Here is a 19,875-nt window from a genome sequence, read left to right as displayed (position 1 = left end):
AGGTCAATTGAACCTACCTATCCTATGGGCATATCCTCTTCCCTTCAGGCAAACTAAATTCACCCACTTAAGATGCTGGAATTGCTGTGGGGTAGTGAAAAGACCAAAAGGAACAAACTAGCTCCTTTTGATCCGATTTCATGGTAGGTATTAGGCATTGGATGTTCCTTCTACCACTACCTCAGCCGCCTGAAGTCCAGAGGTGAGCAGATTTGCAGCTGCCATGACCAGGATAAATATATTTCTGGATTCTTCCTCCTCGTCATTTACGGCAAATGCGTAAGAGATTCTTGAAACATACGAAGTTACGTTGCTCAGTTCATCCAAAACTGCATCAGCCAAGGCGTAATCCGCTTTTTCCTGCATCAATTCCACCAAATGCCAGATTGTAGCAATCACTCCCGGGAATACCAATAAGGCATCGATAGCAGCTCCGGTACCTCTTCCGTCGGCAGCGGCCAGAAAACTTAACTTAGAACTCGCTCCGAATTTCTTCTGGAGGTAAGAGGAAAACATGATCTTGGAGATGATCCGAATCCCTGTGGTTCCAGAGGCCAGGTAGCTAAAGATCTTGTTTTGAATTGGATCTCTTGGAACAAGGAAGTTGGCTATTCCGATAGACCCTCCTGCCACAATCCCTAAAACAGCCGCAGGAATGGCAAAAGGATTTTCTTCAGAGGAAAGGATTTCTGCTTCCAAAGAATCTACAAAAGCGGAAATAAATGTGGCGATGGTACCCACACTATGGCCAAGGAGGAAGACTGCCTCCTGGGCCACGTGGGGCATTTTAATCGGGCCGGCCTGGTCTCCCCTGGCTTGGGCCTGCACCCCAGCTGTAGCATTCAGCTTTTGAAGAGCGCGGGGAGTAGTCTGCTGGAATGCCTGCTGAAGCTGATCGATACTTGTGGCATTGATCAGAAACTGGGTATAGGTATCGTCAGGAAAAGGAGCCACCCCTTTTGCAAGTTTATACACCACGGTAAATGCCACTCCGGATATCCAACACATCAAATCCAAAATGGAAATATCCGGAATACCGATTGCGTTCAAAATGTCTGAAATGACCGGAATATGGATTTTGGTATCCAAAATACTGACAAGTGCATGGCCAATATCTGTCAGAATATTCAACAAAGCATCTACCACTACCTGTACGCTACTCAGCAGGGTGTCTGCCAAGATTGCAATCACCCGCTGAATGATCTGTACTCCTGTCAGGGAAGAAAAATCATGAACCAATTGTTTCAACTGATCAAAAGCAGCACCCAATACCTCTGCTTCCTGCTCTACTGCATCGAGCAAATCCTTGATTAGGGACTCCAGAAGATCAATCACCGGGGAATCACCAACGGTGGAGATATTTCCTGCGTTGTTTTGGAAGTGATGGGTAAGATGGAGGGAGCCTGAATTTTGGTTTTGGGATGGATTGGATGCGGATTTCGTCGGTTTTTGGGAAAATTTATCTCCCAAAGGAGACCAATCGGTGATTTGTGCCCAATCGTTGATTTTTCCTTCTGCGGTCTGAATCATCTGATCAAATTCAGTCTTCAAGGTCTGGAGTCCATCTACCTGACCAATCAACCAGCATTTGATCAGGTTATGCAATACTTCTTTTGTTCTCTTGATATCCTCCCATTCAAAGAGAAATGAAAGGTACTTGATCAGCTCTTGAATTCCGGTTTTGATGGCATTGAAGACCCACTCTACTGCCCCTACTACTGCATCCACTGCATTGAGAATTGCTCTGTAGACTTTTCCTCCGATTTCTGCCACAAAATGCCAAACTGCTGAAGCTGCATCTTTTATAATGGAAATGATCGCTTCTACTCCTGACTCCAACCACCGGAACAAGTCTCCGGCAGCCATTAAAATATCATCCCCAAAACTGTGATAGGCTTGGGGTACCGGCATAGCCAATCCTGCAAAAGTCTGAAACTTGGGCGTCTGAAGACTTTGGTAGCTGGTATTCAGATTGGACAATCCCACAGCCACCGTTTTCAGGTCTCCGTCTGAGGGATTTCCCGAAATCAGAGGCTGGGTATGCCCATTTCCCAAATCAATGGTAGCGCTTTTCAATTTGGAAGTATCCCCGGATGAGTCACCCAGTAGAGCAAGTTTTTTAAACTGGGCATCCATGGGATTGATTTCCATCTGTGCCCCTCCCACCGAGAGTTTGAAAACCGTCCCGATCAAGGTGCCGGAGGCCTCCACTATGGTAATCATTCCCATGGTATTGGCGCTGATGTGGGCGGGGCTATTGGAATCCAGCACATAGTATAGCCCATTGATATAAACATCCGTCCTTCTGTTGGCTGAAATACTTATTTGGGCCTGAGCCGCCGGCAAATCATTTTCATCTGACAGGGAAAGAGTAGTCGTATAGGAATTGAAGGAAATAGCCGGTGCTTTGGGAGGTACGGGTAGGGTAATCGAACTGGTTTTCCAAAGCTTGGAAGAGGACTGGGTATCCTGAGTGACTTTTTGAAGAATACCATTTCCGGAAGCAAAGATGGTATTCCCTCCATCCTTAAGGTTGAGGTAGGAAGATATTTCCTCCATGCCAGAGAGGATAGGTACAGGATGACTCCACTGATTCCCGGAAGCTATATTTTCTACAGCCGCGCTCAGGTAGTACACTTGATCGCTTCCGTTTTTGCCCCATAGTGTCAAGGTGTCTCCCTGCCGCATTCCAATAAGTTTGGAAGTACCCAAAAAGACCTCGTTTTCGATCAGCAGGCTGGCTGTGGCTCCACTTTTTTGATTGGCATTCGAGAAATAAAATAGCTTGTCCCCGCTCACCACAAAAAGGTCTGTGGAAAGGTCATCATTGCGTGTGGAGGCAATAGAATCAGGGATCAATCCTCCGGGGAGATTCAGCTTGACAGGAGTAGGAGGACCATCACCAAAGACGTTGACCACCGGGGTGAAAACCAGCTGACCTGACTCCCCTGCCCTTCCTGAGGTGTACATCCCATCGACATATCCTTTGACAGCACGGCCTAGGGCGGTCTGATAGGTATCAGCTTCCACATCTATCGGAAGATCATGAGTATGCCAAAAGGTACCTGATTCCTTGGTGGCCGTTAGGTAGTATCGGGTTATATCTTTTACGGGAGATTTGGGATCTCTGAGCGTATCCACGATGATGTACTGGTCTTTTCCGGAGGTTTCGCAAAAAAACACATTGACGATTTCCAGATCAGGTACGTTGACACCCTGAGCGTCGAAAGGATAAGGTACCCAATTCACTTTTTTGGACCAGGAAGTATCAGCATTGGAATTGCCCATGCTTAGGTAGAGCTTATCGCCTTGGGGAGTATGGACTACCATAGCCAAACTTATGGTATCATTGACAACACTTTGGGCGGCATCGAAGGTTCTGCAGACGATTCCAGGCTGTCCCGCAAAATCCTTTGCAATTTGAGAACTGCTCAAATCTGCCTTAGTCCAACCCGCAGTGGTTTGTCCGGAGGCATCTCCGATGAGGTACATGGTTCCGTCGGTACCCAAAGAGAAAAGCAGGGTATGTCCGTCTGCCGTCTGAAGCGCCTCAAACTTGGCTTGAGGAGAAATCAATTCTGCCTGAAGGTAATTGGTCATCATTTCGGCAGAGTAGCTTATTTTTAAAGTGCTCATAAGATGAATTGAAAAGAGGGTTAAAAAGATAAAGGGATTATAAAATGGGGCAAACAATTACCCTTTAAGAAGGACTGACATACGTGATGGAGGTCAGCAAATCCTGATTGTCCGAAAACTCGACGTCCTTGTAGGCAAAAACGGAAGCCCCGGGAAACACGAAGTTCCTGATATCCCCAGCAGGAATATCGGAGAAATTGGTGGAGGCGATATTTTCAGCCATTGACTTGACTGCATGGATCATATCGTTCATGTCTACAAAAAGGGAAGTAAACCAATCCAAATCGATGGTTTGGGAATTGTCCTGTGTGGAGCTGGAGACTGCGGATTGAAGCAATCCATTCTGACCTACCGAAAGGGTGTAGATGTCTGTTATAGTCTTATCCACTACATTTCCTGAAGCGGAGGTAAGGTCAAACTTTACTTTTAACCAAAAGGTGAGATTTTGCACCACCTTGATGGTAGTGCCTGAAAAGTAGACGACACAGGAATAGGAGGAATGGATGTCAAATTCCGCATACGTTGCTCCGGATTGGTCATTGGCATCGGAATTACTCGAGTAGGTTATTTCGAGGACTTTTTCCCCGCTTGGAGGGATGACAGCAGACTGGGGAGTCTGATTCTGGGTAAAGGACCATTTGGCATCAAATTTCCCATACCAGTGGGCATTGACCGAGGTCCAAGGCTTGATACAGGATTTCTTGACTGCATTGAGCAAAATTCCTTTGTAGTAATTGGCCAGGGTATTTCGATTGATGGAAATTACCCCGCTGAGATTATTTACATCGGAAGGATCTACCCAGTTCCATGAAAAGGAGGCTACTCCTGGAAGATGATTGTTATTTACTGCACAGAGGTAATCCAGCGTGACTACATTTCTTTGATCAGGGGTTGGATTTTCGATGGGGTTGCCGGCGCCATCCACAAAAACCCCAACTTCCCGCTCAATGCCGGTCAATCGCAAAGAAGAATTGTCAGGCGTATTTGCCACGGCATGGACAGAGAGTACCGGTTCCCCGTGATTTTTGGCAGCCTGAAAGTACAAGTTCATGAATGATTTGGTCAAAATCAGTGCAGCATCCGACCCGGGATCTATTCCCTGAATGGTAGGAATAGACTGCAGGGCAGCATTATCCAGATCAAAAAGCAATTGCTGTAGACTAAATGCACCTGAGCCCAGATTTCTCAATTGATCCAGAAGCTGTTGCCTTTTCTCCGGATGACTGTTGAAATAGGGGGTGTTTAATTCCGAATCCAAATCTTTGTAAACCAGATTGACCGTAGTACTGAAGTACCAGGCTGCATCAGCAGGCTGAGTCCAGACATTCCAGGACCCCCCCGACCCAAATCCGCTGGGAGGGCTGTTTTGAATAATTTGAAATTCAGAACACAGGAGATTGAACCGGACATTATTGGCAGCATTGCCCAAGTCTACAATAAATGGAAGGTCTTTAGGGAGAATTTGGGAAGGGAGCCCCAATTTGATTTTCAAACCCACGACAAACATGTTTTGGGTAAGGGTCGTAATCCTGGGATCATTATACGGTGTCCCATCAGGAATTTCAAAAGGATTTACCCCACCTGTTTTGGCCAAAAGGTCTTCCAGGCTGATCTCTACCGTAGGATTTCCTTTGGAATCAGCAAGAAAACAAAGGTAAGTCTCAGGCTGATCCACTGCATTCAGGTATTCTTTGAGTCCTGAATTGATGCTGGCTTGAGTGGTAGCCACTACAAAATCATAGCCGTACTTCGGACTGGAGAGAAAGGATTGTTTACTCGGATTTGTACTCATAACATTAGATTTAAAAGGTTTTAAAAATTAAATAACACTATAAACAACATTAATAATAAGACAAACTTTTTCCATTCAGACCAAAATCAATTCAGTCCGAAATGGGAATAAAAAGGAAAACAAATTGGCTAAAATGCTAAATCAAACAATGACCCGCATTTTTTATATTATCAAATGCATAAAATATAATTTCATATAAAAACTATACAACTAAATACCTGTAAATAATTCATAACTGATTTTAAAGTCGGAAAACAAAACGCAAATCCGTAAAATCAGACCCAAACAAATTAAGATCCTAAAGTAATGAATTTTAGCAACTTACAACAGATTTAAAATAAAAAAATCATTAAATTTTTTTATCAAAACACCAAAAAATTATGTGTCATCGCTCCCATATTCACTCGAAGAAAGAACCAAGTACCCTGAAGAAAAAATCTTGATATATTCATATCAATAGTCAAATCTTACTACAAATATTCAGATGTGAACGAGAATATTTAAACAACTCACAAAATATTTTAATATAACTCAATTCTGCTATAAGGTGATAGCGAAAATTGGAATAAATAATGTAATTTAGATTGCCTTTTGGCCTGGAACTCATCTTATACACTAAACTTACTTTTTGTATGAAAAATGATTTTATCAAGCAGAATTGGGATGCTTTGTTGTTTGCATTAGTGATTGCTTTGTCCTTTACCCAGATCTTTTATTCCGATGCGATCGAGTTTGAGGATTCGGTGGCAAAGGAACTGGCAATTAGCAAGGCAGTTCTTCAGGAAATGGATGTCCTGATTTTCCCCGCAGCAGAAAGTATTCCTTTGGTTAAATCCTGGTTTGAGACCTATCAGGGAAAATTCGAGAAAACTCTGAGCTACCTGGATGCGGCTGCCCTGATGATTTTGATTCAGCAAGCCTTGCTTAAACTCAGCCATTGGTGGGTGTTCAAGGCAGTTTTGCTCTTGGCTTTTGGAGGACTCTTTATCCAACCGATCCGGATTTTTTCCAGAAACCTGCTGATCCTAGGTCTTTTGATTTCACCGGGATTGGCCATTTACACCCATTTCCTGCAGGGGGTGACCCATGAGCTCCAACTTGATTTGGGAAAAGATCTGAGAGAACATTTACAGGCAAGCAAAGACTCCATCCATGCCAAAAAACTGATCCATCAATCCAAACTGGACACCTTGGAGTCCCAACAAAGAGCCAAGCATGAGGGTCGGCTGAACCTTTTCAATAAGGTTGAAGACGAAGCTGTAAAGATCACCTACTCGGCAGAAGATGAATTGGACAAAATTGGAAAAGAGGTGGTGGATGTGCTAAGATTTACTGCACAGCATGGATTGGAGCTGGTCGTGGCTTTGTTGGGAAATATTGCCGTGGTATTCCTGGTTTTGCCCTTGTTGTATTGGTATATCCTTGGACGGGCTGTAAATCAGCTCTTCGGGTATGGAAATATTCTGCAAAGAATTGAAAATCAATGGAAAAGCTTAAAGGAAATAAATTCAAAAGAATCCGGACCTCAAGCCCCCCAATAAAATGAAAAAGATAAATTTCTTTCTGATCCTTCTGGCATTCCTTGGCTTTTGTTCGGAAAAAAAACCGGAGCAAAAAGAAGCAGAAGAGAGCCCGATTTCCGAGAAGTCGAGTAGCGACAGCCTCATCCTGGGGATTGATGTATCCCATTTTCAGGGGGATATAGATTGGGAAAAGATCAAGGAGGCAAATATTCGATTTGCTTATGACAAGGCCACTCAGGGAGTACACTACCTGGATCCTGATTACAATCAAAACAAAGTGGGAGCCCATCAAGCAGGACTGCTTCATGGCTCCTATCATTTTTTTGTATCCAATGCCTCGGGGGTAGAGCAAGCTGAGCATTTTTGCCAAGCAATTGAATATTCGGAAAAAGATATGCCTCCCGTTTTGGATTTGGAGCAGGGCAGCCTAGTAGGCAATGAACCGATTGACAAGGTTCAATTTCAGAAAGAGGTGTTGGATTGGCTAAAAACAGTGGAAACCAAGCTGGGAATTACTCCTATTATTTATACCAACCATCCATTTGGAGATACCTATTTGGATGATCCTGCATTTGAGAGCTATCCTTTGTGGATTGCAGAATATGGGGTGAGCAGTCCCAAAATCCCAAAAGCCTGGGCTACTGAAGGTTGGCTGATTTGGCAACGCAGTGAGCGGGGAAGTATCGAGGGGGCCATAGGAAATGTGGACCATGATCTTTTCAACCCACAAAAGCCATTTCACTGGGGAAAGTAATCCGAAGTCTTCCGCCGGAACCTGGAGAGGTGGGCTTTGGGCGATAGTTCATGGTCGCTTGAAGCTGAGACTGGACTGAGAAGAAGATACCCATGAGGTGACAGCTTTGGGATTGGATCCGGATGGCCTATCCATGCCAGACTGGCGAAATCAGGAAGCCCTACCCAACTGGAAGCATAGCTGAATTCAAAAAAAAAAATTAGACTTATTTAGATTTAATTAAAATAGGCTTTTACTTTTGTCTTAATTTTAATCAGTCTAAATAAACCAATGAAGCCCTTATTGCTTTTCTTTCTCTTTTCCATCACTATCACCCTGGGCTATTCCCAAAGCACTATTTCAGGTAAAGTGACTACGGAAGAAGGTCAGCCCTTGATTGGGGTTACCCTTCAGGTCGCAAAATCCAAGAAAGGAGCGGTTACTGACACGGAAGGAAACTATTCCATTTCCAACCTTTCCGATGGAGAAATCAAACTAATCGCCAATTATCTGGGCTACCAACCGGCAGAGAGAACCATCATCTTGGCAAACGGTCCCCGAACCGTGGATTTTATTCTTCAAGAAAGCGATGAACTCCTGCAAGAAGTGGTCATCGCTTCCGAAAGGGAAGTGGGATATGTGGCCACTACCCAGACCGCTGCCACTTTTGGACCGCGGAGAATGCTGGATTTACCCCAGTCTGTTTCGGTGATTACCCAGGAGGTTTTGCTTGATCAACAGGTCAGAGCTTTGGGGGATTTGGTAAGAAATGACCCATCGGTAATAGTCAGTAATCCTCCCGGGTTCAATGAGACCCTGAATATGCGAGGGTATAATCTCGATAACTCCAGCAGCTATAGACGGGAAAACCTCATTTTCCAAAACCAGGTGGTCAGTCCGTTTGAAAACAAAGCCGCTGTAGAAATTGTCAAAGGACCGGCTGCGATACGGTATGGATTTACTCCACCGGGCGGGATCATCAACTATGTCTTGAAGCGGCCCACTGAGTCTCCGCTTGTATTTATTCAAGGATTTGGGGACAGCAATGGGACAGTCGGTGTTCACGGTGATTTTGGAGGCAAAGTCAACAAAAATTTCGGCTACAGAATCAACACCGTAATTTCCGAGGAAGCCTCCTATGTAAAAGGTGTCTCAGGTCCCAGACAACTATTCAGCGCGCTGTTTGAATGGACTCCTACGGAAAAATTGACGATTGATTTTGAAGGCGAATATCAATACCGTGAATTGGAGCAACAGGCTACTTTAAGGCTAAACTCTTTTTCCACTGATTTGAGCATCGAGCAGCAAAAACAATTGATCAAGGATTTTGATCCCAGCGTCTTCATAGGCCAAAAATGGGGAACCTACCCTACCCGAAACTTTGTAAGTTCCATGGGGGCTGCCTACGAGATCAATCCTGATTGGAAGGTTCAGGGTAGAATTCAAAAAATGAATCTTATCCGGGATCAAAAAGCGGCAGGAATTGTCAATCGATCACTTCAGGCTAACGGAGATTTTGTTTCTGAGATATTTTTTGATCCTGCCCAGGTGAGAGATCCTTTGTCTATCGAGGCCTTCATGACTGGTAAGGTAAAGACCTTTGGATTGGAGCATACCATTTCATTTGGAGGTGCTTACAGTAACAATCCCTTGAAGTTTTCTCAAGGAAATGCTCAATTTATCGCAGGATCATCGAATATTTTCAATCCGGTTGAGCTGCCTTTTCCGGAAGCCACAGCCAGTCAATCCGTTGAAGCTTTGGTCTTTACACAAAAAGCAGCCTTTGTTACAGATTTCATCAAAGTGTCTGAGAAATTGGAATTATTGGCAGCAGTTAGATTTACCGAGCAGCGAAACCGGGATGTATTCAATGATTCAGGCACCCTTCAAGAATCCTATCGAGACGATATTTTCTCCCCGAATTTTGGAATAATCTATAAACCTCTGGAAAATCTAAGTGTCTACAGTAGCTATTCCACCGGAGTTACCAACGGATTACAAATCCCCTCCGATGCGGCCAATTTTGGCACGGATATTTTCCTTGATCCTGTGGAAACAGCCCAATTTGAAGTGGGCTTTAAGGCGGATCTATTTAAGCGGGTCTTGCTAACCGGTGCCTATTTCGACATTGACCAACCTTTGGCCTTCCTGGATCAAAACAACGTATTTGGTTACGGGGGAAGCCAACGTCACAGAGGTTTTGAGGCTACCTTTTCCGGTCAGGTGACCGATAACTTCCAAGTGATTGTCGGAGGATTGTATTTAAATGCAATAATCGATAATCCTAGTCAACCCAACCTGGATGGACAGCGACCAGCAAGCGTCCCTGAGTTGCAAGGAAATATTTACGTGGATTATGCCTTTGATTTTGTAAAGGGACTTTCCGTCAATGCCGGTGTGTTTTACACAGGTGACCGATTTGCAGACAACTTTGGTACTTTCAATGTGGATGGGTTTACCCGATTGGATTTAGGGTCACGATATGAATTCAATCTTTTCGGTAAAAACATGACTGCCCGACTGAATGTAAGGAATGTAACCAACATCCGCTTCATTGAAGGATTGGCTTTTGGAAGCTTTCTCTATGGAGCCCCCACCACGGCGATCTTTTCCCTAGCGGCGAATTTCTAATTGCAAACTGAATATCATGCGAATCAAAAAGGCGGTAAGAAATCTACACTTGTGGCTGGGACTAGTCTCCGGATTGGTATTGTCCATTGTGGGAGTCACAGGCTCCATTTATGTTTTTGAGCCTGAGCTTAGCGCTTTTTTGGAACGTGAACTGTATCACTTGCAGGGGGAGGAATCCATTTTTGCGGACGATTATGCGATTGCAGAATATATTGAAAGGGAAACCGGTCAACTGCTTCAAAGTATCCAATGGCCTAAAAGAGGCCGGGACACGTATGTTTTCAAGCTTTTCGAGGACCCGATTTGGTACTATCTGGATCAAAGCACAGGGGTAATAACACCGGGAGGTGAGGCCCTGGGAAATTCTTTTTTCGGATTTATACTTGAGCTACATACCACCCTGACTTTGGGTGAAACCGGGCGATTAGTAACCGGGATTGCCACCTTGATATTTACCCTAATGATTTTGACTACGGGTTTGTATCTATGGTTTCCCACCAATAAGGGAAGAAGAAAATCAAGCTTCAAAATCAAATGGGACGCCAATAAAAAAAGACTCAATTACGATCTGCACAATGTCACTGGGTTTTATTTTTTTCTGCCTTTGTTTCTGACAGGGATTACAGGAGCGGCCTTCTATTTTGATGATGAAATCCAATGGGCGGTAGACGCGATTACCTTTTCAGAACCAGCGACTGAATCGGTATGGGATACCAAAAGCAGCAGACCCGAGGCAAGTCCCAATGCCAAACTCATGTCTACCCTGGAAGCCTTAAAGGAAATGAATAGATACTATCCTGATTTTTTTAAGCGAAACCTGTGGATGACTGACCAAGCGGACGGGAAGCTGTCCTTTGCTTATCAGCACAAAACTGATCTTTACCTGGGACCGGATCACCGGATTTTTTTGGCTGTTGACCCGTACACGGGACAGGTTTTGTCTGAGAACAACCCGACAAAATTACCCAGGGGATCGGCCTTGATGGCCCAATGGCAATTACCGATACACTTCGGTGAATTTGGAGGTTACCCCACGCGAATCATTTGGTTTATCGCAGGGCTATTGCCGGCATTTCTCACCTTCACCGGGTTTAAAATCTGGATAGGCAGAAAGAAAAACAGGAATGCATTGGAGGGACGATCAAAAAGTAAAGAAACCAATTTATCAGAGCCGGTTGCAAGAGCCTTAACCAAAGTATGATCAGGAGGTAAGAAGGGCAGGGTCCATGGTCCTTGTTTGTTTATTTTGGGAAGAGATTTGTTTTTAAGGTAATGCGCCGCTTGTGTAAGCCCCTTGTAGGCTAGCTTAGAAGTTGCCCAAGTTTAAGATTGGGCCAGCTCCAACTCAAATGTCTTTTTTGTCTTTGTCAAGGATCATTTTTTTGAGAAGTGTTATTTGTCCCAAATGGTAATAGCAGTGCTCAATCATTCCCTCAAGATTTCTATGATAAGTCCCGTATTTTTCCTCTACAAATATGTCCTCAAGTTTATCTTCATTTAATTGTCGGATATGTTCAATGATTTTATTGGAATTATCAATAAAGTCAGTCAAAAGGCTCTTCCAATCGCTTTCACAAGTAATTGGCTGCATGTCAAAACTGTACTTATCGCGTATGTCCAAGTGGCCACTCTCGAACAGAGTAACAAATCCTTTCAAATAGTAAGTAACATGATAGGTAATCGAAGCTATTGAATTTAGGTTTCCATTCTTTTCGGTAGCCTGGCTCCAATCTAAATTTTCAAGTTGGTCTTTATAATTCGTATTGGCAATCCACTTCCCGTCAATTAGAACTTCTTTTAACCGCCCTGATATAAATTCATTTCTTTTCATTTGCTGCTAGATTTTATCGATCTGACTCATCGGTTTATACGTGTTGGTTACCTGCCCGGACGGACCGAAGTAGGATAATCAAATTGGACTGAATGGGATGTGCAATACCACCTCACCCTTTCACAAACCCAGCCTGCAAGCTGGCCCAAGCCTCCTCCCCAGCTGCCTGGCCCTGAGCTATATCTTTCCTAAGGAAAGATTTTTAACGCTCAGTCCTCTACTAGAAGATTTTTTACGGCTTGTCCTCTCATCTAAAGGAGAGTGAGATCATGCAATGGAGAATCCAAGATTTGTAATCCCTTGGCATCTCTCCTGCCTACCCTCACTGATTATCAAAAGCTTCGTTTTGCTAAGAAAGGGAATTTGGGGGAATTTCCTAGCGCTACAGTCTGGCCCTGAGCTAAAAATGTCCACCAGGATATTTTATTTACACTCAGTCCTCAAGTAGTGGGTATTTTGGGGGGTAAATGAGGAAAAAGTGAAGGGGAAGGGAGGTTTTTTTGGGTGGGAAGTGGTGAGTTTTGGGATTACAAATCCCTAGGATAATTGGGTCGAATTACAAATTAGACCCAGCGGGGACCTGTCCGTCCGACAGGCGGGCTTGTGCAAATTAGGTGAAAAGGGGATTACAAATCCCTAGGATATTGGTTCGGGATTGCAAATCCCGAACAGCGGGCAAATTCGACCCAGCGGAGAAGATGACCCTGTAATGCTTGTCCGCCGTGGCGGAGGTCAAATGCCAATAGCCCGGGGTTTTAACCCCGGGTAAAAAAGTCAACCCTTCCCTTCAGCGCTGGCCGATAATCTCCATTTGGAGACAAAAAGTCTGTGCCAGCAAGAGGAAAGAAATCTCTCGCAAAGACGGTAAGACGCTAAGAGATTTAAGTTCTGCTTCCGGAGAAACAGGACAACAAGTAGAGGGATTACAAATTCATGGAATGAAGTTCGGGATTACATCCCGAAGCATCGGGACTTTGGATAGGAGTTCGGGATTAAAAATCCCTGTGATATTGGTTCGGGATTGCAAATCCCGAACAGCGGGCGGAGGTCAAATGTCAATAGCCCGGGGTTTTAACCCCGGGTAAAAAAGTCAATCATTTTCCCCAGCGCTGGCCGATAATCTCCATTTGGAGACGAAAAGTCTGTGCCAGCGCAAGGGACACAAGGCCACAAGCAAGGATCAAGGATTGGGATTGCATCCCGAAGCATCGGGACTTTGGATAGGAGTTCGGGATTAAAAATCCCTGTGATATTGGTTCGGGATTGCAAATCCCGAACAGCGGGTGAAATATTTGTAGCCCGGGGTTTCAACCCCGGGTAATTAAGTCAACCCTTCCCTTCAGCGCTGGCCGATAATCTCCATTTGGAGACGAAAAGTCTGTGCCAGCAAGAGGAAAGAAATCTCTCGCTATTACGTAAAGAAACCTAAGTCCTGCTTCTGGAAAAGCAGGACAACAAGTAGAGGGATTACAAATCCCTAGGATATTGGTTCGGGATTGCAAATCCCGAAAAGCGGGAACAGCGGGAGTATGTGCCAGCGCAAGGGATAGGGTTCAAAGACCATCCCGATGTATCGGGACAAATTCAATGAGCAAGGATGAAGGAGTTGGGGTTGAATTGGTCAACAGACCACGGATAACAGACCACAGCCGTGGGTAAGGCAGTCTGAAGACTGCATGAAGAAAAAGTCCAAGCCCGCCTGCGTCGGGCAGGTCTGAAGACTTGAACTAGCATGGTCCGCCGCGGCGGACTCAAAGGTTAGGTGCCGGCTTCGGCGAGCTCGCGGTTTCGGCGCTCTTCTTCGACGATGCGATTGTAGATAGCTGCCCGCTTCTTAATGCGGTTGGTTTTTTCCCAGTCCATAAAGGCCACGATCACAAACAGCATAAAATACATAATCTGGGACTTCTGCCGGATGATAATCCCCAGATTGGACATCACAAAGGTCATGGAGATGGAGATGGAGATAAACACCACGCCCGCCATCTTTACCATCGCCGGGGCTATCCGGATGTAATCGATAAAACTCTTCTTCAGTATCCGGCTAAACATGTAGATATACAGCGCATTCTCACAGGAAACAATCAAGCCAATCGCATTCGGAGAATCCACGAATAGGGGCCGAAACCAAAAAGTAAATAACTTCATCGGCAGACTGTAACTGGTCATATCCACAGCCGAACCCGCAGCCTGAAGTCGCTGGGCATTTAATGCAGTCTCCTCTTCGAAGCTTTGCAAGACATTATTCGGATCGTAACCTAAAAATACCAATAAGTCTTCGTACACATATATACTCATCCCTATGGCGAAAACGACTACCGCATACTTTTGGTAGAGCGGAACTTTCTCCCGACCTAAAACAAACCCGACTCCCATTCCAATCAATACCGCAAAGAGAATATGGGGACGAATCATGTAACAGATAAAACTTCCCAAAGCGATATGAAAAATCCGCTTTTGAGGCCAGGAAAGTCCATAGGTCAGAAAAGCCAATCCCGCGAAAATATAGGCTCCTTTTCCCAAGGAGGCCGTCCAAAAGTGCATATTGGGCAAAAACATAAAAATGGTAATCGCATCCCAACCCTCAAACTTGGGATTGAAACGCAGGTTTTCCTTCATAAAAAGGTAGAAATACACAAAACCCCAAAATCCCACCCAAGTGGAGAGGAACATCATCATGTCGTAATTGAAGCCCAACCATTTGGCAAAAGGATAATTGATCCATTCTATAAAAAGTGTGCCCGGAACGAACGCATCAAACCAATTCTTGTAATGCTCATGACTTCGAAAATACATTACTGAATCTGATCTGTTTAGTTGAGCATAAGTCCAATAGACCAAGCCAAAAAACATATGGTACCAGTACATCTGATTCAATAGCCCAGCCTTTAGCCATTTGTGTTCCTTTTGTAGGTTGTTCAAAATGGGCTGAGAGGCGAAGAAGAGGAAAAGGACTAGGAATAATGCGCCGAGCAAGGGAACGGGGGTTAGTGCTTTTCAAATATAGAAAAGGAAGTGGTTAAGGGTTAATAGTTAATGGTTAATTGTTTGGGGAATCGATGGGTTTTGTTCGAGGTTCGGGGTTCAAAGTTCAGGGTTGGGTGAACTGGGGAATTGTCTGTAGTTCGAAGTTCGGAGTTGGAGGTTCAAGGTTGGTCGAACTGGGGAATTGGGGTATACCCCCCTAGCCCCTCCCGAATCCTGCCTAATTGCAGCAGGCAGGTTCGGGACAGGCTCTTAAGGGGGGAAACGAAAAACCGGGGAATGGGTAAAGGGTTAATTCGTACTTTTTGGGTGGACGTCATCGCGAGGAGCCTACCAAAAACAAGCAATTAAAAGGAAATTAAGGCGACGAAGCGATCTCTGATGGAGTGAAACGTAAAAATTGAAGGATGCTTGCCAAATCCAAATGTAAGCATCCCTGCTGAAAATAGGGGTCAATGATAGGTGTCGAGCTTGCCTGTTGCAGGCAGGATTCGGAGTTTAGGGGAATTAGGGGAAGGACTCAGTTTTGATTGAGGAGAGACTTGTAAAACTGTTCGAATTGGAGGGAGACTTGGGGGAGGGAATAGTGGGTGCAAACGAGGTGATGGGCTTGGTCCAGGATTATTTGTTTGGCTTCTTCAGACATGGTCTGGACTTCCTGAATGGCTTGGATAAAGGCTTGAAAATCATTTGGGGGAATACACCAGCCGGTTTCTCCGGTTTTGAGTACCTCGGAAATACCCCCTACTCCATAAGCGATTACTGGAATGTGGTGAACCATAGCTTCTAAAATAACTGCAGGAAGCCCTTCGATTTTACTTGGAAGTAGGAGAATCGCATTTTTTGAAATATGGGAAAAAGGCTGGGAGACATTGCCTAAAAAATCAACCTTATCTTCCATGCCCATTGTCTTTACTTGATCTTCTATTTGACTTTTTAAGGGTCCATCTCCTATCAAAATCAACTGAAAATCAGAATCTACTTTTAAAAGTCTATGAAAAATATCCAATAACTCGGCATGGTTCTTTTCAAACGTAAAGCCTCCAATGTGTACCAATTCCTTGTTCCTTCTGCCATTTTCCCCTATCGTTTCGTTTTTTTTATTCACCCCTATAGGAATTACCTTAAGTTTAGTTCTTCTCGGTTTAAAAAATGTGAATAAATCCTCCTGTGAATTCAGACTGACAGAAGCGATTCCTTCTACCTGAGTTAGCAGGAAGCGATTGCACGATTTAATTAGTGGATTGGTGAAATACCTGCTCATTTGGGAGGCATTTCGAAAAACCAAGGGAGTCTTCCATCCAAAAAAAAGCCGGGAGAGAACCGTGAATTTTAAAGTGTCTCCCGCATTGGCCTGAATGATATCCGGCTTCTCTTTTTTTACCAATTCTGCAAAAGTTTTCCAGCCTTTCCAGTCCCAAAGCCTTCTTTGAATTGGCCGATCAAGATTGATCTGCCTCCCTGAAAAAGAAAGGGCTTCTATTCCTTCAAAAACAGAGATTAAAATGACCTCATGCCCCAAGCGAATCAATTCCTCGCTCAATTGAATAGCAAAAAGCTCTGCTCCTCTTTTTTGGGGTTTCTGGATGACTTGAAAAATCTTCATTTTCCGCTTAAGCTAGTTGAAGTCCTTTAGGGAAATGAGTTTTAGGTTATTTTTTTGTAAATCCCCCTCACCCCCTTTAAAAAAGGGGGAGTTACCCAAATTCACCATCAGCGCTGACTTTTGGTTAAAGTAAATGCAGGATTATTTGTTCACCTATTTTCTAAAATAGGCATCAGAAAAGATCCAATCTTGGGTAAAGTTGAAGGTGTGGGTTCCCAAACTTTCCATAGATTCATCAGGAGAAATAATTTGAACTGTCATTTCTGAGTACTCTGTTTCTGAAAGGCAAAGAATTTCCTGGATTATGATTCGATGTCCGTAGCGCTTTCCGGAATCTTGAGCGGGGCGAAATAATCGATTCCCTTCAGAAAAAATTTTGCCGGCAGGACGGGAAGACCTGACGTCAGAGACAATAGGATTTAAAGCATGAGGAGTCCATTGAGGATTTTCCAAATCCCAAGTCCAATAGGCATACAGTTCCACAAATGGCGAGGTCCCGGGAAGAGGTTTTTGGTTTAGAAAAAGCCAATAGCGATCCTTGTGACGGAAAAGTGTGGGGTCATATCCCTCCCCTTCAAAAAACACCCCCAGCCTTTCCCAGGCGTAGGGAAAATTCTTGGCACGATATCGGAAAATTTTTCCAGCCTCTCCAGACTCTGCAATCAGAAAAACCTGTTCCTTATCCTCCCAAACAAAGGGGTAAGAAAGATGATGGGATTCCTCCAAAATGTTGCAGTTTTGAACTAACTGGCTTCCCATCCACTTTCCAACGCCTAACTTTCCTTTGTTTTGATCTGGATCAAATTCTTCATAAAAGACCCAAGTCTCCCCGTCTTTATCCAGAGGAAAAGGATCTGCGCGGAATCCCCCTTTTTTGAGTTTCTTCTCAGAATTGAAAATGACTTGAAAGGCAGGAAGCTTCTCCCCTATTTTTACTTTTGAGGCGTAAGTGATTTCCCAATGGGGCTTTTTAAAGCCCTCCTTGATTTTCCTGGCCAAATTCCTTCCCCACAAATTAATCCAGATACCTAGCATTTCTCCCGTGTCGGGAGGCGTCAAAATAGGAGAATGCCTGGGATCTGGTTTTTGGAATTCTAAAATCGTTTTTTTCCATTCTTCCTCTCCCATTACCTCTATTTCCTTCAGCACCCGAGCCATAAAGGAAGCAGAAAGCCAAAAGATCTTATTGGCGTTTCGTTGAACAGAAAGCGGGTCGGTTTGAGAACAAGACTGATAAAGGACCTGCCCATCGTCCAGTTTATCCGTTAGCTGTTGCAATACCACACCGGTAGTCTCTTCCTGTCGGATTACTTCCCAGAAACAGGGGGGGCCACCCCGATAGGCCTCGATGTCCCCATGATGGTAAGACCACACACCCAAACGGCTGAGATTCAAAATTTCTCCCCGAAGAATTCGAAAACCAAAACGCAAAATCAAATCCGGTTGATAGGAATGGATTTGTTCTATGGTTTCGGAATCCAGGTAATCCGAATACTTTTTTTGAATTGGCTTTACTTGTAACTCCGGGACTTCCCAATTTGGGAGGGAAGTCAGGTTTTTTCTCGCAAAAGCATCAGGTTGCTTTAAAAACAGCTTTCGATCTGCCCAACGATAAAGGCGATAGAGAAATGGTGATTTCTTCCCACTTGATTTGGGGGTTTTATTAATCACTGCCAAAACAATTTGTGCATTGGGAACCTTCTTTACTTGATTGATAGCTTCCCATACCCAAGCTGCTACGTCCAAAGAATCAAGTAAGAGTACTATTCGAATCATTAAAAACTTGTTTTCGAGTCGACAATTGAAAAAAGAGTTGCTTCATATCTTTTTGCGATTTTCTCGATTTCAAACCGCTCCTCTGCTATCATTCTGGCATTTATTCCTAATTCCCGAATGAGCTCAGGGTTTTCAATAGCCCAAGTCATTTGGCTAGCCAACGCATTTACCTGATTAACAGGAAAAACTAACCCACTTTTTTTATCCTCAATAGCTTCCAGATTCATCGGGATATCCGAGGCAATAATCGGTATTCCCGCCATCATGGCTTCGACCAAAGCACCTGAGAACCCTTCGTACCAAGAGGGGAAGAGGAAACAGTGAAATGATTTGGGATTTTGGATACTTCGACTCCCCTCAATACAGGTGTCAGGTTTCGGATTTTCAAATTCACTTCGAAGTAATAATTCTGCTGGATTATCAATTTTTCCGGGAAGGAAGACAGATTCCTGTAAACCTAGATTTTGGACTAAGCTCTCCAATTGGGTTCGATACGGACCCTCTCCGAAGATCGTAAAGGTGCAATCGGGACACTTCTTGATCAGCTGAGAAAATGCCTTAATTGCATCCTGAAAGCCTTTTCGCTCGAGCAGCCGACCGTAGGAAATGAAGTTTTGAATTCTTTGTCCGTGGCCTGTGTCCTCACCAGCCACTGAATGTGATTCTTCTTTTAGTTGTGAACTAAACAGAGTTCCAGAATTTCCTGTATGTGGGGAACCGCCTGACGGATGGGTAGGCACAGACCTCGGTGGGAGCGGAATAGGCCGCCCTCTATAAACCACCGAAATCTTTTCCCCTTTAATCCCCAAAGTCTTCACATGGGAATCAGCCAAGGCTTGGGCATTGGCAATCCAATGAACCGGAATGCCCGCTGTCAGCCGGTCAAGCCAATACACCACCTTATATTTCAGCCCCTTCTTATCCGTCCATGCGATGGCTGCATAACTGTCATTCACCAAGGTACCCACCAAAGGAACTTCGGTAAGGAAGGAAGCAATGCGCGTGATGATATCCGCTCTCCAAAGGGAAGAAATCAGTAGGTCTGGCTTTTCAGTTCGGATGAGCTTAACCAAGCGGTAAATGGCCAAAGGAAAATGATAGGCCTCCGGAATATCCAAAAAAAAGAGCCGGATTCCGGCTCGTTCGTAGGCTTCTTTGAGTTCATGTTTGGGATAGAAGTACACAAGCGCTACATCCATTTCGCTCGAAAATCGGGAAAGAATTTCCAGATGGCTTCGCTCAGCCCCTGCGTTTATGAGAGCATCTTGGGTGAAGAGGATTTTCAATATTGTATCTATACTTGTTGATGTTTAATGAGTAAATACCTCTTAAGGTCTTCCAAAATCAAAGTGTGATTATTTT

The 19,875-nt window shown here is 44.3% G+C and carries 11 protein-coding genes; 4 read left to right on the top strand and 7 right to left on the bottom strand.

Annotated elements, in window-relative coordinates; all coding sequences use genetic code 11:
* Positions 1–150: 150 nt before the first annotated feature.
* Positions 151–3,636, bottom strand: coding sequence for a hypothetical protein (locus tag AAA943_RS11055; RefSeq protein ID WP_338224305.1), 3,486 nt, complete (start codon positions 3,634–3,636; stop codon positions 151–153).
* Positions 3,637–3,700: 64 nt separating this feature from the next.
* Positions 3,701–5,428 (bottom strand): hypothetical protein, encoded by a 1,728-nt coding sequence (locus tag AAA943_RS11050; protein ID WP_338224304.1) that lies wholly within the window; start codon positions 5,426–5,428, stop codon positions 3,701–3,703.
* 632 nt (positions 5,429–6,060) lie between these two features.
* Between AAA943_RS11050 and AAA943_RS11045 the strand changes: the two genes are divergently transcribed.
* The 4 genes from AAA943_RS11045 to AAA943_RS11030 all read left to right on the top strand — a co-directional run bounded on the left by AAA943_RS11045 (position 6,061) and on the right by AAA943_RS11030 (position 11,516).
* Positions 6,061–6,969: a hypothetical protein gene (locus AAA943_RS11045; protein ID WP_338224303.1), complete on the top strand. Its 909-nt coding sequence runs from the start codon at positions 6,061–6,063 to the stop codon at positions 6,967–6,969.
* A gap of 1 nt (position 6,970) precedes the next feature.
* Positions 6,971–7,705 (top strand): glycoside hydrolase family 25 protein, encoded by a 735-nt coding sequence (locus tag AAA943_RS11040; RefSeq protein WP_338224302.1) that lies wholly within the window; start codon positions 6,971–6,973, stop codon positions 7,703–7,705.
* Between the two features lie 270 nt (positions 7,706–7,975).
* Entirely contained in the window at positions 7,976–10,315 is a 2,340-nt protein-coding gene (locus tag AAA943_RS11035; protein ID WP_338224301.1) for a TonB-dependent siderophore receptor, read from the top strand.
* A gap of 16 nt (positions 10,316–10,331) precedes the next feature.
* The gene (locus AAA943_RS11030; RefSeq protein ID WP_338224300.1) at positions 10,332–11,516 is read left to right on the top strand and encodes a PepSY-associated TM helix domain-containing protein; all 1,185 of its coding nucleotides are present in this window, start codon (positions 10,332–10,334) and stop codon (positions 11,514–11,516) included.
* A 144-nt stretch (positions 11,517–11,660) separates the two neighbouring features.
* Here the strand turns inward: AAA943_RS11030 and AAA943_RS11025 are convergent, their stop codons facing one another.
* From AAA943_RS11025 to AAA943_RS11005, 5 genes are all read right to left on the bottom strand, one after another.
* Positions 11,661–12,146 (bottom strand): DinB family protein, encoded by a 486-nt coding sequence (locus tag AAA943_RS11025; RefSeq protein ID WP_338224299.1) that lies wholly within the window; start codon positions 12,144–12,146, stop codon positions 11,661–11,663.
* A 1,758-nt stretch (positions 12,147–13,904) separates the two neighbouring features.
* Complete coding sequence (locus AAA943_RS11020) at positions 13,905–15,122, bottom strand: hypothetical protein (RefSeq protein ID WP_338224298.1); 1,218 nt, start codon at positions 15,120–15,122, stop codon at positions 13,905–13,907.
* A 529-nt stretch (positions 15,123–15,651) separates the two neighbouring features.
* Positions 15,652–16,737: a glycosyltransferase gene (locus AAA943_RS11015; protein ID WP_338224297.1), complete on the bottom strand. Its 1,086-nt coding sequence runs from the start codon at positions 16,735–16,737 to the stop codon at positions 15,652–15,654.
* A gap of 153 nt (positions 16,738–16,890) precedes the next feature.
* Positions 16,891–18,513 carry a glucosamine inositolphosphorylceramide transferase family protein gene (locus tag AAA943_RS11010; RefSeq protein ID WP_338224296.1) on the bottom strand — a complete coding sequence of 541 codons (1,623 nt, stop codon included), beginning with the start codon at positions 18,511–18,513 and terminating at the stop codon, positions 16,891–16,893.
* A complete protein-coding gene (locus AAA943_RS11005; protein WP_338224295.1) occupies positions 18,513–19,799 on the bottom strand; it encodes a glycosyltransferase in 1,287 nt (428 codons plus the stop codon). The genes AAA943_RS11010 and AAA943_RS11005 overlap by 1 nt, the downstream gene beginning before the upstream one ends.
* Between the last annotated feature and the right edge of the window lie 76 nt (positions 19,800–19,875).

Origin of the sequence: Algoriphagus confluentis (assembly GCF_036245625.1) — a bacterium.
In the GTDB taxonomy this organism is placed as follows: domain Bacteria; phylum Bacteroidota; class Bacteroidia; order Cytophagales; family Cyclobacteriaceae; genus Algoriphagus; species Algoriphagus confluentis.
The sequence above is the reverse complement of the archived record's forward strand: the minus strand, read 5'-3'. Positions and strand labels throughout refer to the sequence as shown.